At 66.3% G+C, this 14540-nt stretch carries 13 protein-coding genes; 4 read left to right on the forward strand and 9 right to left on the reverse strand.

Features of this window, described 5'->3' with window-relative positions; translation table 11 throughout:
- Nucleotides 1-60: 60 nt before the first annotated feature.
- Entirely contained in the window at nt 61-1650 is a 1590-nt protein-coding gene (locus tag QPK29_RS17975; RefSeq protein WP_371770132.1) for a methyl-accepting chemotaxis protein, read from the forward strand.
- A gap of 68 nt (nt 1651-1718) precedes the next feature.
- Here QPK29_RS17975 and tal read toward each other — a convergent pair whose 3' ends face one another.
- Both tal and QPK29_RS17985 read right to left on the reverse strand, forming a co-directional pair.
- Nucleotides 1719-2648, reverse strand: a complete 930-nt coding sequence (tal, locus tag QPK29_RS17980) for a transaldolase (protein WP_371770131.1) — start codon at nt 2646-2648, stop codon at nt 1719-1721.
- Between the two features lie 42 nt (nt 2649-2690).
- The gene (locus tag QPK29_RS17985; RefSeq protein ID WP_160410215.1) at nt 2691-3188 is read right to left on the reverse strand and encodes a GAF domain-containing protein; all 498 of its coding nucleotides are present in this window, start codon (nt 3186-3188) and stop codon (nt 2691-2693) included.
- Between the two features lie 113 nt (nt 3189-3301).
- On the opposite strand from QPK29_RS17985, the gene QPK29_RS17990 reads away from it, so the two are divergent.
- Nucleotides 3302-3868 (forward strand): TetR/AcrR family transcriptional regulator, encoded by a 567-nt coding sequence (locus QPK29_RS17990; protein ID WP_371770130.1) that lies wholly within the window; start codon nt 3302-3304, stop codon nt 3866-3868.
- Between the two features lie 8 nt (nt 3869-3876).
- On the forward strand, nt 3877-5172 hold the full coding sequence (locus QPK29_RS17995) for an MFS transporter (protein ID WP_160410217.1): 1296 nt from the start codon (nt 3877-3879) through the stop codon (nt 5170-5172).
- Here QPK29_RS17995 and QPK29_RS18000 read toward each other — a convergent pair.
- Complete coding sequence (locus QPK29_RS18000; protein ID WP_371770129.1) at nt 5169-7649, reverse strand: glycoside hydrolase family 95 protein; 2481 nt, start codon at nt 7647-7649, stop codon at nt 5169-5171. The two genes, QPK29_RS17995 and QPK29_RS18000, sit on opposite strands and share 4 nt — an antisense overlap.
- A 71-nt stretch (nt 7650-7720) precedes the next feature.
- A complete protein-coding gene (locus QPK29_RS18005; protein ID WP_371770128.1) occupies nt 7721-8101 on the reverse strand; it encodes a winged helix-turn-helix transcriptional regulator in 381 nt (126 codons plus the stop codon).
- 142 nt (nt 8102-8243) lie between these two features.
- Between QPK29_RS18005 and QPK29_RS18010 the strand changes: the two genes are divergently transcribed.
- Nucleotides 8244-8855, forward strand: coding sequence for an NAD(P)-dependent oxidoreductase (locus QPK29_RS18010; RefSeq protein ID WP_371770127.1), 612 nt, complete (start codon nt 8244-8246; stop codon nt 8853-8855).
- On the opposite strand, the gene QPK29_RS18015 is transcribed toward QPK29_RS18010, so the two are convergent.
- From QPK29_RS18015 to pgi, 5 genes are all read right to left on the reverse strand, one after another.
- Entirely contained in the window at nt 8856-9440 is a 585-nt protein-coding gene (locus tag QPK29_RS18015) for a YdeI/OmpD-associated family protein (protein ID WP_371770126.1), read from the reverse strand.
- Nucleotides 9437-10291, reverse strand: coding sequence for an SIS domain-containing protein (locus QPK29_RS18020; protein WP_056136401.1), 855 nt, complete (start codon nt 10289-10291; stop codon nt 9437-9439). The genes QPK29_RS18015 and QPK29_RS18020 overlap by 4 nt, the downstream gene beginning before the upstream one ends.
- Before the next feature lie 10 nt (nt 10292-10301).
- The gene (gene zwf, locus QPK29_RS18025) at nt 10302-11771 is read right to left on the reverse strand and encodes a glucose-6-phosphate dehydrogenase (RefSeq protein WP_371770125.1); all 1470 of its coding nucleotides are present in this window, start codon (nt 11769-11771) and stop codon (nt 10302-10304) included.
- 164 nt (nt 11772-11935) lie between these two features.
- Nucleotides 11936-12832 (reverse strand): SMP-30/gluconolactonase/LRE family protein, encoded by an 897-nt coding sequence (locus QPK29_RS18030; protein ID WP_371770124.1) that lies wholly within the window; start codon nt 12830-12832, stop codon nt 11936-11938.
- A 9-nt stretch (nt 12833-12841) separates the two neighbouring features.
- Nucleotides 12842-14482: a glucose-6-phosphate isomerase gene (pgi, locus tag QPK29_RS18035; protein ID WP_371770123.1), complete on the reverse strand. Its 1641-nt coding sequence runs from the start codon at nt 14480-14482 to the stop codon at nt 12842-12844.
- Nucleotides 14483-14540: the final 58 nt, after the last annotated feature.

Below are 14540 nucleotides of genomic sequence, written 5' to 3' on the forward strand. Positions count from 1 at the left end.
TTATCATGGTTGACGTAAGGAAACATTGTAACATGAAGGTCAACATATTCAAACGTCAACATGAGATATTTATCAAGCTTGCGCCTCGCTACTAAATTGGGAATTGCATTTGCCGCTATCCTTGCGCTAACCGCGCTTGTTGGCGGTGTCGCAATATGGCAATTAGCACAAGTTAATGACACGTCGATGAAATTGTCATCGCACTGGATGCCCGGTATTCGCGTCATCGAAGACATCAAATCGCAGATTGCACGTATCCGCACGCGCGAATTGCAATACATCATTTCCAGCGAACAGACGGAAATGGATAAATATGACAAGGTCATTGCAAAAGACCTGGATGACCTCCATAAAATGCAGGACGATTATGTGAAATTGCTCGAATCGCCCGAGGAAAAGCAGACGTATGCGGACCTGCTGGAGATGTGGGACCGCTATATGGCGGAAGACGCCAAAATCCGGGCCGCGGCCCGCGCAGGCGACGCCGAGCTGGCCAAGAAGCTGATCCGCGGCGAGTCGAACAAGCTGGTCGTGGCGCTGCGGGGCCACGTCGACAAGATCGTCGACATGTACACGGAAGGCGGCCGCGCCGCGGCGGTCGAGGGCAATGCGCGCTACACGGCGTCGCGCATGTGGATCGTGTCGCTGGTGCTGGGCAGCGTCGTGCTGGGCGCCGCCGGCGCCATGCTGCTCACGCGCTGGCTGATGCGCCGCCTCGGCGGCGAGCCGGATTACGCCACCGAGATCGTCGCGCGCATCGCCGCCGGCGACCTGGCGGTGCGGGTCGACACGCGCGCAGGCGACGATTCGAGCCTGTTGTTCGCAATGAAATCCATGCGCGACAACCTGGCGAAGATCGTCGGCGACGTGCGCGGCGCGACGACGACGATCTCGCAGGCATCCGACGAAATCGCCGGCGGCAACCTCGACCTGTCGTCGCGCACGGAGCAGCAGGCCAGCTCGCTGGAGGAGACGGCCGCGTCGATGGAGGAGTTGACGTCGACCGTGAAGCAGAACGCCGACCACGCGGGCCAGGCGAACGCGCTGGCCGACACCGCGGCCGGCGTCGCCCAGAAGGGCAGCGCGGCCGTGGCGCGCGTCGTCGACACGATGGGCTCGATCCACGCATCGTCGCAGAAGATCGTCGACATCATCGCCGTCATCGACGGCATCGCGTTCCAGACGAATATCCTCGCGCTGAACGCCGCCGTCGAAGCGGCGCGTGCGGGTGAGCAGGGCCGCGGCTTCGCCGTCGTCGCGACGGAAGTACGCAATCTCGCCCAGCGTTCGGCCGCCGCCGCGAAGGAAATCAAGGAACTCATCGGGAGTTCGGTGCAGCAGGTCGAGGCGGGCAATGTGCTCGTCACGGAAGCGGGTGTGACGATGACCGAGGTGCTGAACAGCGTGCAGCAAATGCATGCGATCATGGCCGAGATCAGCCACGCGAGCCGCGAACAGAGCGCCGGCATCGAGCAGGTGAACCAGGCCATCACGCAGATGGACACGGTGACCCAGCAGAACGCGGGGCTCGTGCAGCAGGCGGCCCATACGGCCCAGAGCCTGCAGGAACAGGCGGCCGCGCTGGGACAGCTGGTCAGCGTATTCCGTCTCGACGCGTTCGAGGCGCCGCGCCCGATGCTCATGCGTTAAACAAAAACGGCAGCCCGCGGGTTCAGTTCACCCGCGGGCTGCCGTCTTACTTGCGCGGTCCGTGCGGATCAGCGCATTTCTTCGATCATCTTCTTCAGCTTGCCGGAGTCGGCGCAGAACGCGCGGATGCCTTCGGCCAGCTTCTCGGTCGCCATCGCGTCTTCGTTCAGCATGAAGCGGAACGTCTTTTCGTCGAGTGCGATCTTCTCGATGTCCGCATTCGCGTCGGCCACCAGCTTGCGCTCGACGGCGCCTTCGGTGTCGGCCAGCTTCTGCAGCAGGTCCGGCGAGATGGTCAGCAGGTCGCAGCCGGCCAGTTCCAGGATCTGCGACGTGTTGCGGAAGCTCGCGCCCATCACCTCGGTCTTGTAGCCGAACTTGCGGTAGTACTGGTAGATGCGCTTGACCGACTGCACGCCCGGATCGTCCGCGCCCTGGTAGTCGGTGCCCGTGGATTTCTTGTACCAGTCGTAGATGCGGCCGACGAACGGCGAGATCAGTTGCACGCCCGCTTCGGCGCAGGCGACGGCCTGGCACAGCGAGAACAGCAGCGTGAGGTTGCAGCGGATGCCGTCCTTCTCGAGGATCTCGGCGGCGCGGATGCCTTCCCACGTCGACGCGATCTTGATCAGCACGCGCGAGCGTTCGATGCCGGCCGCTTCGTACAGGGCGATCAGTTCGCGGCCCTTGGCGACCGTCGCTTCCGTGTCGAACGACAGGGCGGCGTCGATTTCGGTCGAGACGCGGCCCGGCACGAACTTCAGGATCTCGGTGCCGAACGCGATCAGGAGGCGGTCGACGATTTCCTCGGTCGATGCGTTCGGGAAGTCGGCGATCGTCTTTTCCAGCAGCGGACGGTATTCCGGCTTCTGGACGGCCTTCAGGATCAGCGACGGATTCGTCGTCGCGTCCTGCGGTGCGTAGGCCTTGATCGATTGGAAGTCGCCGGTGTCGGCCACCACGGTGGTGTACTGCTTGAGCTGTTCGAGTTGGTTCATGATGCGGGGGAGAGAAAGGTCAGGCGGTTATTGTATCCGGAATCAGCAGTCGGTCGCCTCGAGAAACGCCGCCACCATGGCCTCCAGCCCGGCCTTGTCCTCGCCGGAAAAGCGGTCGAGCAGCGGGCTGTCGATATCGAACACGCCCACCAGCCTGCCGTTCTTGACGAGCGGGATAACGATTTCCGAATTCGACGCCGAATCGCATGCGATGTGGCCCGGGAACGCGTGCACGTCCGGCACGACCATGGTTTCGCGCTTGACGGCCGTCGTGCCGCACACGCCGCGGCCGAACGGGATGCGGGCGCACGCGGGCTTGCCCTGGAACGGGCCGACGAGCAAATCTTCGCCATTGCCCGATTTCGCGGGCACGGTGAGGTAAAAGCCGGCCCAGTTCAGGTCGGCGAGGGTGTCGTAGACGAGCGCCGAGAATTGCGACGCGTTGGCGATGAGGTCGCGCTCGCCCTCGAGGACGCTGGCGACCTGGCGTACCAGCAGGTCGTAGTCGGGGCGGGTGCTGCGTTCGGGATTGATGTGCATGGCGGACGGTGCTGCGTTGTCGAAAGTACGTATTTTACGGCAGTAAAAATAGATTGTGCTTGACATCTATTTTGGAAAATGGATTATGATTGACATCCAATTTGGAGGAAACCATGCGAGTCAATCGAATCCAGGCGGAGGAAAACCGCCAGGCCGTCATCGACGCCGCCAGCCGCCTGTTCCGCGAACGGGGCTTTGACGGCGTCGGCCTCGCCGAGCTGATGGCCGCGGCCGGCCTCACGCACGGCGCGTTCTATAAACAGTTCAAGTCCAAGGACGACCTGATCGCCCAGGCCTGCGACCGCGCGCTGGAGACCGGCATCGACGGCTGGCGGCGCGCGGCGGCGGACGCGGGGGAGAGCGCCTACGCGGCCCTCGTGCGCCGCTACCTGACGCCGGGCCACCGCGGCCGCGTCGGTTCCGGCTGCATCATCGCCTCGCTCGGCCCGGACGCGGCCCGCCACGGCCCGGAACTGCCGCGCCATTTCGAGGCGGGCGTCAAGACCCTCGTCGACATCCTCGGCGCCGCCATGCGCAGGAAAAAACCCGACGCGACGCCGGACGACGCACTCGCCGCATTCGCCACGATGGTCGGCGCGCTCGTGCTGGCGCGGTCTGTCGATGACGACGCGTATGCCCGCCGTATCCTCGACGCGGCCACGGCCCGTCTTCTCGACTAAGGACGCTCATGCTTTCCACCTCTCTTGCCCAGTGGATGGGCCGCCGCGGCCTGCACTACGGCTGGCTCGTCGCCGCCATCACCTTCCTGACGGCGCTGTCGTCGTCCGCCGCCCTCGGCCTGCCGGGCGCGCTGCTGAAACCCCTGAGCCAGGAATTCGGCTGGACCGTCGACCAGATCTCGTCCGCGCTCGCCGTGCGTTTCGCCCTGTTCGGCCTGATGGGACCCTTTTCCGCGCTGCTGATGGAGCGCTTCGGCCTGCGCAACGTGATGGTGACGGCGCTGATGGTCATCGCGGCCGGCCTCGGTCTCGTGCGCCAGATGACGGACTTCTGGCAGCTCGTGCTGCTGCTGGGCGTGATGCTGGGGCTCGGTTCCGGCATGACGGCGCTGGTGCTCAACGCCGTCGTCGCCAACCGCTGGTTCGAACAGCGCCGCGGCCTCGTCATGGGGCTGCTCACCGCGAGTTCGGCGACGGGGCAGCTCGTGTTCCTCCCCGTCGGCACGTGGCTGATCGAGCATGGCGGCTGGCGCCTGGCGCTGCTGCCCGTGATGGCCAGCTGCGCCTTCGTGGCGATTCTCGCGCTGCTGTTCGTGCGCGACCATCCGCAGGAACTGGGGCTCGCACCCTATGGCGGCGACACGACCATCAAACCCGTCGTGCCGGCGCGCGCACCGGTCTCGATCCGCACGCCGTTCACCACGCTGGCCAGCGTGCGTGCCGACCGCGTGTTCTGGGTATTGTTCGGCAGTTTCTTCATCTGCGGCCTGTCGACGAATGGCCTGATCCAGACCCACTTCATTTCGCTGTGCGGCGACGCGGGCCTGGGCGCCGTCCCCGCCGCGTCGGTACTGGCGATGATGGGCACGTTCGATCTCGTGGGCACGATCCTGTCGGGCTGGCTGTCCGACCGTTACGACAGCCGCTACCTGCTGTGCTGGTACTACGGCATGCGCGGGCTGTCGCTGGCGTGGCTGCCGTCGGCCGACTTCACGCTCACGGGCCTGACGCTGTTCGCCATGTTCTATGGCCTCGACTGGATCGCGACCGTGCCGCCGACCGTGAAGCTGGCCGCGCAGGCGTGGGGCAAGCGCGCGCCGATGATCTTCGGCTGGGTCTTCGCCGGCCACCAGCTCGGGGCGGCCGTGGCGGCCTACGGCGCGGGCCGCATCCGCACGATCGCGTTCACGTATTCGCCGGCCGTGTACACGGCGGCCGCGGCGTGCGGCGTCGCCGCGCTGATCGTGCTGCTGGCGCGGCGCCGCGCCGCCGCGCCGGTACCCGTGCCGGAGGCGGTGAACTAAGTGAGCGCGACGCGCGCGCGGCCGGAAGCGTCGAGCTTGACGGTCACGAGGCGCTCGCCGATCCGCACCTTCGCCGCTTGCCCCGGCTTGCCGCGCAGCGCGACGCGCGTGGCGCGGCCGCCGGTCCAGTCCAGGTCGACCTCGATGCCGCCGCGTGCCCGAATGCCGTGGACGGCACCTTCCGGCCACGCGCGCGGCAGCGCCGGCAGGATGCGGATCTCGCCGCCCCACGATTGCACGAGCATTTCCAGGATGCCGGCCGCGCCGCCGAAGTTGCCGTCGATCTGGAACGGCGGGTGCGCATCGAACATGTTCGGGTAGGTGCGCTCCGGCGCCAGCAGGCCGCGCAGGATGCTGTACGCGTGTTCGCCGTCGCCCATGCGCGCCCACAGCGCCAGGCGCCATGCGGTGGCCCAGCCTGTCGACATGTCGCCGCGCGTGTTGAGCGACACCTTGGCCGCTGCGATCAGGTCGGGGGTGTCGCGCACGTTGATTTGCTCGCTGGGATAGACGGCGTACAGGTGCGACACGTGGCGGTGATGCTGGTCCGGCGCCTGCGCATCCCAGTCGTCCAGCCATTCCTGCAACTGGCCCTGCGCGCCGATGCGGTCCGGCGCCAGGTGTGCGCGTTTCGCTTCCACCGCCTTGCGGAAGTCCGCGTCCGGATCGCGCAGCTTCGCGTGCGCCGCGAGTGTCGATGCGAACAGGTCGCGCACGATCTGGCGGTCCATCGCCGGCCCCGCGCACACGGCGACGTCCGGGTGGTGCGGGTTCTCGGGCGAGAGCGACGGCGACGTGACGAGGCCACGGCCCTTCGGATCCTCGACGAGAACGTCGACGAAGAACATCGCCGCGCCTTTCAACGCGGGGTAGATGCGGGCAAGGTAGGCGTCGTCGGGGTTGTATTCGTAGTGGTCCCACAGCGTCTTGCACAGCCACGCGCCGCCGCAGGGCCACATGCCCCAGTTCGGCCCGTCGATGGGCGCTGCCGCGCGCCACAGGTCCGTGTTGTGGTGCGCGACCCAGCCGCGCGCGCCCCAGGACTCGCGCGCGACGGCCGCGCCGGTGACGGCCAGTTCCTCGACCATCTTCACCAGCGGCTCCACGCACGGCGCCAGGTTGGCCGCTTCCGCCGGCCAGTAGTTCATCTCGGTGTTGATGTTGATGGTGTACTTGCTGCCCCACGGCGGATTGATCCCCTCGTTCCAGATACCCTGCAGGTTCGCGGGCTGGCTGCCCGGGCGCGACGACGAGATCAGCAGGTAGCGGCCGTATTGCAGGTACAGCGCGGCCAGCGTCGCGAGGGACGCGTCGTCGGTCTGCGGGACGGCGGCGATGCGCGCATCGGTGGGGGCGGTGCCGGCGTCGGCGCGGCCGAGTCGCAGCGACAGCCTCCCGAACAGCGCGCGGTGTGCTTGCACGTGGTCCGCACGCAGGCGCGCATACGGCTTGCGCGCGGCGGCGTCCACGCGCTCGCGCACGGCCTTGACCGGGTCGCCGTCGATGTCGCGGGGGCTGACGAAACTGGTCGCGGCGCCGATCAGCAGCGTGACCTCGCGCGCGCCGCGCACGCGCAGGCGGTCGCCGTCGACGTCCACCTTGCCATCGCCCAGGGCCATGACGCGCACGGCGTAGCGCAGGGCGCCCTTGACGCCGGCGTGGTCGGCGTTGCGGCCTTCGACGAGCAGGGCGCGCGGGCCGTCCGCGCGGATGGACAGGCTCGCGGGACGCTGGGCTTCCGCGAGGTCTTCGCTGACGTCCCACGGGGCGCCCGCAGGGACGTCATGTCTGGCCTTCGTGACGTCGAACGTGCCGTCGCCATACTTGACCTCGCGCGGGTGGCGGTAGCCGACGTCGAAGTCGAGCGTGCCGCCGGTGGCTTGCAGGTGCAGCACGATCACCTGGTCGGGCGCGCTGGAGAACACCTCGCGCACGTGGCGCACGGCGCCGCTGGCGAAGCGCGTGGTCGCGATCGCGCTGTCCAGGTCCAGCGTGCGCCGGAATCCTTGCGCGCCATCGACGCCGTGGAAGTCGAACAGCAGGTCGCCGGCCGCGCCGTAGGGCATCTGCGTGGCCGGCTGCGCGATCATCTCTTTCGCCACGAGGTCGCGCGCTTCGATGAACTTGCCTTCGTCGATCAGCGCACGCACGCGCGGCAGCGCGGCCTTGAAGCCGGGATTGTCGAAACGGTACGGGCCGCCGGCCCACAAGGTGTCTTCGTTCAGCTGCAGGCGCTCCTGCAGCGGGCGGCCGTACACCATCGCGCCCAGCCGGCCGTTGCCGACGGGGAGGGCCTCGACCCATTGGCGCGCCGGTTTGTCGTACCACAGCGCCAGCTTGTCCTTGTCGCCCTCAGTGCGTGTCACGACGGTTGCGCCGGCGAGGCCAGGCATGCCTGCGGCGGCGGCCGCGAGGCCCAGCGTGCCGAGCACGCGGCGCCGGGTAGGGTTGACCTGTTGGTGACCTGCTTTGCTCAAAATTGTCTCCTGGTTTTTGTGGAAGGTTATTGTTTATTATAAATAAAAACCAAGCCAGGAAACGTTTTTCGTTACGGCGCGCTGGTCCGGTACAGTGCCCGCGCCTCGCACACATGCCGATGATGCTCGTCGGCCCACGCGACAAGACCCCGCATCGGCACGAGGAACGAGTGGCCCAGAGGCGTGAGGTCGTACTCGACCCGGGGCGGCACTTCCGGATACACCGTGCGGCGCACGAAGCCGTCTTCCTCCAGGCGCTTCAGGGTCTGCGACAGCATCTGCTTGGAGATGTCGCCCAGTGCGCGCATCAATTCGTTGAAGCGTTTGGTGCCGCCTTCGAGTGCGTCGAGAACGAGGAGACTCCACTGGTCGCCGATGCGATCCAGCACGTCGCGGATGGGGCAGGGTTGATCGAAGGGGCGGTCGGCGGCGAGCAGGGAGGTCTTGGACATGGTGTGTTCACGGGTTGCGGGTCAGTGTCGGCTGACCTGATCACGCCGCGCTGACTTCTTGTGCGGCCCATGCAGACTAGCATAAGATGATTCGACGGTCTCGTTTTCAGACCTATTCTTAACCACAGACCAAAGGAATTCCATGGCACGCATCGCACTCATCGGCGCATCCGGCAACGTCGGCACGCGCATCCTGAACGAACTCGTTTCGCGCAATCACCAGGTCACGGCCATCGTCCGCGATCCTGCGAAAGTCCCGGCGCGTGCGGGCGTCACGGCAGCACGCGGCGACGTCGCCGATCCGGCTGGCCTGGCCGAGGTGCTGAAGGGCCACGACGCCGTGGTCAGTTCGGTGCGCTTCCTCGACACCGACCCGCAAGCACTGATCGGCGCCGTGCGCGCGTCCGGCGTAAAACGTTATCTCGTCGTGGGCGGCGCCGGCAGCCTGTTCGTCGCACCGGACAAGCGCCTCGTCGACCAGCCCGATTTCCCGGCCGCGTACAAGGACGAGGCGACGAAGGGCGCCGATTTCCTGGATGCGCTGCGCGGCGTGAACGATCTCGATTGGACGTTCATCTCGCCGTCCGCGCTGTTCGTGCCGGGCGAGCGCACCGGCAAGTTCCGCCTCGCCAAGGACGAACTGCTGGTGAGCGAGAAGGGCAGCACGATCTCGTACGAGGATTACGCCATCGCGCTGGTCGACGAGATCGAAAAGCCGGCGCACGTGCGCGAGCGATTCACGGTCGGTTACTGATTATTTTTTTGCCGGCGTCCACTCGTCGAGCCGCCGGCCTTCCGCGCATGCCGCGATGAGCCGGTCGAGCCGCGCCGCCCGCGTCTCCGGCTTCTTGGCACTCGTCACGACGTGCAGCATGCGCTTGCGGTAGCCGGGCGGGCACGCTTCGAAATACGCCCACGCGGACTTGTGGCGCCGGAAGCGGGCCAGGTCCTCGGGCGCCAGTTCGGCGGGCGTCTCGCGCTCGTGCGAATACACGCGCGAGCGGTCTTCCGAGCGCCGCTCGAACGCCGCTTCGCCCGCCGGCGTCATGAGGCCTTGCTCGCGCAGCCTGGTCACCTTGTCGATGTTCACCGCGCTCCAGATCGAGCCGGCTTTGCGTGGCGTGAAGCGGATCGTGTAGGCGCCTTCGTCGACGCCCTTGCGCACGCCGTCGATCCAGCCGTAGCACAGCGCCTGGTCGACGGATTCGGACCAGGTCATGCACGGCTTGCCCGTGCCGACCTTGTGAAAGCCCACGAGCAGTTCCTTTGCCTCGTGTGCATGGGCCGCGAGCCAGGCGCGGAAGTCTTCTGCGGTTGCGAAGAAGACCGGGGCGGTCATCCGATGAACGAATCGAACTGCAGGTCGAATTCCTGCAGCGCCTTCTGCGCGTTCTGCATCTTCTTGCGGAACTCCGGACCGCGCTGCAGCGCGAGGCCGACCGCGAGCACGTCGATCACGACGAGGTAGGCGAGGCGCGCCGAGATCGGCGTGTACGGATCGGTCGCGAACACGAGGTCGATTGGAATCAGGAGGCTCGCCATGTCCGCGAGCGGCGTGCCGGACGGTGCCAGCACGATCACTTCGGCACCGCCGCGGCGCGCGAGTTTCGCCGAGCGCGTGAGCGACGGGTTGTTGCCGCGCTGGGAGATCGCGACCAGCGCGTCGCCCTCGCGCAGCAGCGCGGCCGCGATGGCGTGGATCGCGGGGTCGGTGTACGCGACGGTCGGCACGCCCGAGCGGAAGAATTTGTGTTGCGCGTCGGCCGCGACGAAGCCCGACGTGCCCTGGCCGTAGAACTCGATCTTGTTGGCGCGCGACAGGATGTCGAGTGCCTTCTGGATCAGTTCCGGCTTAAGGTTGTTGCGCAGGTCGAGCAGCGTGTTGATCGAGCGGCTGCAGATCTTGTTGACGAGGTCCGCGGCCAGGTCGTCCTGCGCCGGCTGCTCGCTGGCACCGGGCAGCGCCAGCGCGAGGCCTTGCGCGAGCTTCAGCTTGAACTCGTGCCAGCCGTCGTAGCCGAGCGTGCGGCAAAAGCGCACGACGGTCGGCTCGGACACCTGCGCGCTGCGCGCCAGCGCCGTGATGTTCTGGCTCACGGTGGCGCTGGGCGCGGCCAGCACGGCGAGCGCCACCTTGCGCTCGGACTTGGACAGCGAGTCGAGCTGGGTACGGATCGAATCGAGCAGCACGTTAGTTCCTTCAGTCTTCCGGCAGCGCCTCTTCGCGCCACTGCAGGCCGTCGCGGCCGATCAGCGCGGACGACGAGGCAGGGCCCCACGTACCGGACGTGTACGGGACCGGCGTCGTGTCGTCCTGCTCCCAGTATTCGAGGATCGGCTCGACCCATTCCCACGCGGCTTCCAGCTCGTCGCCGCGCATGAACAGGGTCAACTGGCCGCGCAGGACGTCCAGCAGCAGGCGCTCGTACGCTTCCATGCGCGGGGACTTGAACTGTTCGCGGAAATCGAGTTCGAGTTCGGCCTGCTTCAGGCGCATCGAATCGCCCGGCGTCTTGGCCATCAGGTTCATCGACAGGCCTTCGTCCGGCTGCAGGCGGATCACGAGGCTGTTCGGCTGGAAGCTCGACGTCGGCTGGTTGAAGATCGAATGGGGGATAGGCTTGAAGCGCACGACGATTTCCGCGAGGCGGTCGGCCATGCGCTTGCCGGTACGCAGGTAGAACGGCACGCCGGCCCAGCGCCACGTGTCGATCTCGGCCTTCATCGCGACGAAGGTTTCCGTCTTCGACTGCTTCGGTGCGCCCGGTTCGTCGCGGTAGCCCGGCACGGCCTGGCCGTCGACATAACCCGAGCGGTATTGGCCGCGCACGATGTTCTGCGACAGCGTCGTCGGCGTGAAGCGCTTCAGCGAGCGCAGGACCTGCAGCTTGGCGTCGCGCACGGCGTCCGGCGCGATCGACGTCGGCGGTTCCATCGCGACGATACACAGCAGTTGCAGCAGGTGGTTCTGCAGCATGTCGCGCAGCGCGCCCGAGTTGTCGTAATAGCCCAGGCGGTTGCCCACGCCGATCTTTTCCGCGATGGTGATCTGCACGTCCGAGATCCACTCGCGGCGCCACAGCGGCTCGAACAGGATGTTACCGAAGCGCAGGGCCAGCAGGTTCTGCACGGTTTCCTTGCCGAGGTAGTGGTCGATCCGGTAGATCTGCGATTCGGCGAAGACCTTGCCGACGTCGGCGTTGATCTGCTTGGCCGATGCGAGATCGCGGCCCAGCGGCTTTTCCAGCACGACGCGCGAATTCGGCGTGACGAGGCCGACGGCGGCCAGGTTCTCGCAGATCGTCGCGAACAGTTGCGGCGGCGTCGCGAGGTAGTACACGCGCGTCAGCGAAGAATCCTTGCGCAGCGCTTCCGCCAGCGCCGCGTAGGTCGCCACGTTGCCGGCGTCGACGGCGACGTAGGTGATGCGGTTCAGGAACGTCTGCCATGCGCCGGCGTCGACGTTTTCCTTCACGTGCGTTTTTGCATTGGTTTCCACCATCTCGATGAACGCTTCCTGCGACATCTCGTCGCGGCCGACGCAGATGATGCGCGCCGTCGCGGGCAGGTCGTTGCACACGTCACGGGCATACATCGCCGGCAACAGCTTGCGCATCGCGAGGTCGCCGCTGCCGCCGAAGAAAACGAGATCGAAATCGGAAAGTGCCATGGTGTCTGTCGAGGAGTGAAATGCTGTAAATTTACTACACGATTATGGATAGCGCAAGAAATTTTACTACGCAGAAGGGTGTGGTCGAAGGTAATGGTGCCACATCCGTGGCGGCGTGGGCGCGAGAGAAAGGGGAGGGCGGGCACGGTGTGCCCGCCCGGAAATCAACCGCGGTACTCGGCCTGCTCGATGCCGGGCACGTCGACGGTAAATGCCAGTACTTTGCCGCTGTGCGGATACTTCGCCAGCTCGTCGTTCGACCGGCCCTTGCTGGCGCTGGTGACGAACAGCGTGCGCAGATCGGGGCCGCCGAACGCGACGGACGTCGGGCAGCGCACGGGCAGCTCGATTTCCTGCAGCAGCTCGCCCGTCGGCGACAGCTTGACGATGCGGCCGCCTTCGAACATCGCGGACCAGTAATTGCCTTCGCTGTCCACCGCCGCGCCGTCCGGACGGCCGCCGTAGTCGGCCGCCTTCTTGTCGTCGGAGAAGGTGACGAGGTTGCGGCGGTTCGATGCCGTGCCCGTCTTGACGTCGTAGTCGTACGCGTCGACGCGGTGGCTCGTCGTGTCCGAGTGGTACATCGTCTTGCCGTCCGGGCTGAACGCCAGCCCGTTCGAGTTCGTCATGCCGCCGGCCCAGGCCAGGCGCAGCCCGCCCTTGTCCAGCACGTACATCTCGGCCTTCTGCTGGTCGCGCGGCTCGTACATCGTGCCGACCCAGAAGCGCCCCGCCGGGTCCGTGCGGCCGTCGTTGAAGCGGACGATGGACGTGTCGTACGGTGCCGGCGCGATGTCGTCGATGTCGCCCGTCGTCGTGTTCAGGTAGACGAAGCCGGCGCGCGTGGCCAGCACGAGGTTGTTGTCCTGGTCGACGGCGATGGCGGACGGCTCGGTGTCCGTGTTCCAGCGCGAGTACTTGCCGCTCGACGGATGCAGGCGGTGCACCGACTTACCGTCGATGTCGACCCAGTACAGCGCGGATTCGACCGCATGCCAGACGGCCGATTCGCCGACCAGCATCCGTTCGTCATGCACGATGTGGAATTTTTCGGTCTTCATGGCACCTCCTCAGACGGCGGCCCTGGCGCGGGCGATCAGGCCGTTGGTCGAACCATCGTGCTGCGCCGGTTGCGCCTCGCCGTTCAGCTCCGCCTCGATCTTCTTGGCCAGCACCTTGCCCAGTTCCACGCCCCACTGGTCGTAGCTGTTCACGTCCCAGATCGCGCCCTGCACGAACACCTTGTGCTCGTACAGCGCGATCAGCGCGCCCAGCGTGGCCGGGGTCAGGTACTCCATCAGGATCGTGTTGCTCGGACGGTTGCCCGGGAAGGTCTTGTGCGGCACGAGGCGCTCGATCTCGGCCGGGTCCTGCCCGGCCAGGTCCTGGCGCACCTCGTCGGCCGTCTTGCCCTTCATGAAGGCTTCCGACTGCGCGAAGCAGTTCGCGAGCAGCGCGGCGTGGTGGTTCTGGAATTCATGCGCGGGACGCAGCGCGGCGATGAAGTCCATCGGCGTGACGTCCGTGCCCTGGTGCAGCAGCTGGAAGTAGGCGTGCTGGCCGTTCGTGCCGACGTCGCCCCAGATCACCGGGCCGGTTGCGTAGTCGGTGATGGTGTCGCCGGCGCGCGTGACGCGCTTGCCGTTGCTTTCCATGTCGAGCTGCTGCAGGTACGCGGGGAAGCGGTTCAGGTCCTGGTGGTAAGGCGCGATCGACACCGACGGGCAGCCGAGGAATTCGCGGTTCCAGAAGCCGACCAGGGCCAGGATCATCGGCAGGTTCTGCTCGATGGGCGCGGTGCGGAAGTGCTCGTCCAGCGCGTGCGCGCCCGCGAGGAAGTCGGCGAAATAGCCGTAGCCGACGCACAGCGCGACCGGCAGGCCGATCGCGGACCAGACGGAATAGCGGCCGCCGACCCAGTCCCAGAACGGGAACATGTTGTCCGGGTCGATGCCGAATTTCTTGATCGCTTCCACGTTGGTCGACACCGCGACGAAGTGTTTTGCCAACGCCTCTTCCGATGCATGCTTGAGGAACCAGCTGCGCGCCGTGTTCGCGTTCATCATGGTCTCGGCCGTCGTGAACGTCTTCGAGGCGATGATGAACAGCGTCGTTTCCGGATTCACGCGCGCCAGCGCGGCGTCCATGTCGTGGCCGTCGACGTTGGAGACGAAGTGCATCGTCAGGCGCGGATGGGCGAACTGGCGCAGCGCCAGGCAGACCATCTTCGGACCGAGGTCGGAGCCGCCGATGCCGATGTTGACGATATCCGTGATTTCCTTGCCCGTGTGACCCAGCCACGCACCGTTGCGCACGGCGTCGCTGAACGTCTTGACGCGGGCGAGGACGGCGTGCACGTCGGCCGTGATGTCCTGGCCGTCCACCGTGATCTGCTTGTCCTTCGGCGCGCGCAGGGCGGTGTGCAGCACGGCGCGTTGTTCCGTCAGGTTGATCTTGTCGCCGGCGAACATGGCATCGCGCAACTGCTCGACGCCGCGCTCGCGCGCCAGGTTTGCCAGCAGTGCAAGCGTGCGCCCGTCCAAACGGTTTTTTGAATAGTCTAGGAACAGCCCGGCCGCGTCAAGCGAGAGGCGCTCGAAGCGCTGCGGGTCTTGCGCGAACAGGTCGCGCATCTGCCATTGCTGGGCGTCCTGGGCGTGGGACTGGAGGGCCTGGTAACTGGTGGTGCTGGTCAGGGGTGGTTGGCGCATGGTGATGGACGGTATGATGTCATTTTGTGCAGGTTAGCGAATCATACAGGAAGCAGGC

The organism is Massilia orientalis (assembly GCF_030411975.2).
GTDB classification, from domain to species: domain Bacteria; phylum Pseudomonadota; class Gammaproteobacteria; order Burkholderiales; family Burkholderiaceae_D; genus Telluria; species Telluria orientalis.

Excerpts from the sequence above, each read along its gene's own strand:
- QPK29_RS17975 (WP_371770132.1), top strand. The coding sequence starts at position 61 with ATGAGATATTTATCAAGCTTGCGCCTCGCTACTAAATTGGGAATTGCA.
- tal (WP_371770131.1), bottom strand. The coding sequence starts at position 2,648 with ATGAACCAACTCGAACAGCTCAAGCAGTACACCACCGTGGTGGCCGAC.
- QPK29_RS17985 (WP_160410215.1), bottom strand. The coding sequence starts at position 3,188 with ATGCACATCAATCCCGAACGCAGCACCCGCCCCGACTACGACCTGCTG.
- QPK29_RS17990 (WP_371770130.1), top strand. The coding sequence starts at position 3,302 with ATGCGAGTCAATCGAATCCAGGCGGAGGAAAACCGCCAGGCCGTCATC.
- QPK29_RS17995 (WP_160410217.1), top strand. The coding sequence starts at position 3,877 with ATGCTTTCCACCTCTCTTGCCCAGTGGATGGGCCGCCGCGGCCTGCAC.
- QPK29_RS18005 (WP_371770128.1), bottom strand. The coding sequence starts at position 8,101 with ATGTCCAAGACCTCCCTGCTCGCCGCCGACCGCCCCTTCGATCAACCC.
- QPK29_RS18010 (WP_371770127.1), top strand. The coding sequence starts at position 8,244 with ATGGCACGCATCGCACTCATCGGCGCATCCGGCAACGTCGGCACGCGC.
- QPK29_RS18015 (WP_371770126.1), bottom strand. The coding sequence starts at position 9,440 with ATGACCGCCCCGGTCTTCTTCGCAACCGCAGAAGACTTCCGCGCCTGG.
- zwf (WP_371770125.1), bottom strand. The coding sequence starts at position 11,771 with ATGGCACTTTCCGATTTCGATCTCGTTTTCTTCGGCGGCAGCGGCGAC.
- QPK29_RS18030 (WP_371770124.1), bottom strand. The coding sequence starts at position 12,832 with ATGAAGACCGAAAAATTCCACATCGTGCATGACGAACGGATGCTGGTC.
- pgi (WP_371770123.1), bottom strand. The coding sequence starts at position 14,482 with ATGCGCCAACCACCCCTGACCAGCACCACCAGTTACCAGGCCCTCCAG.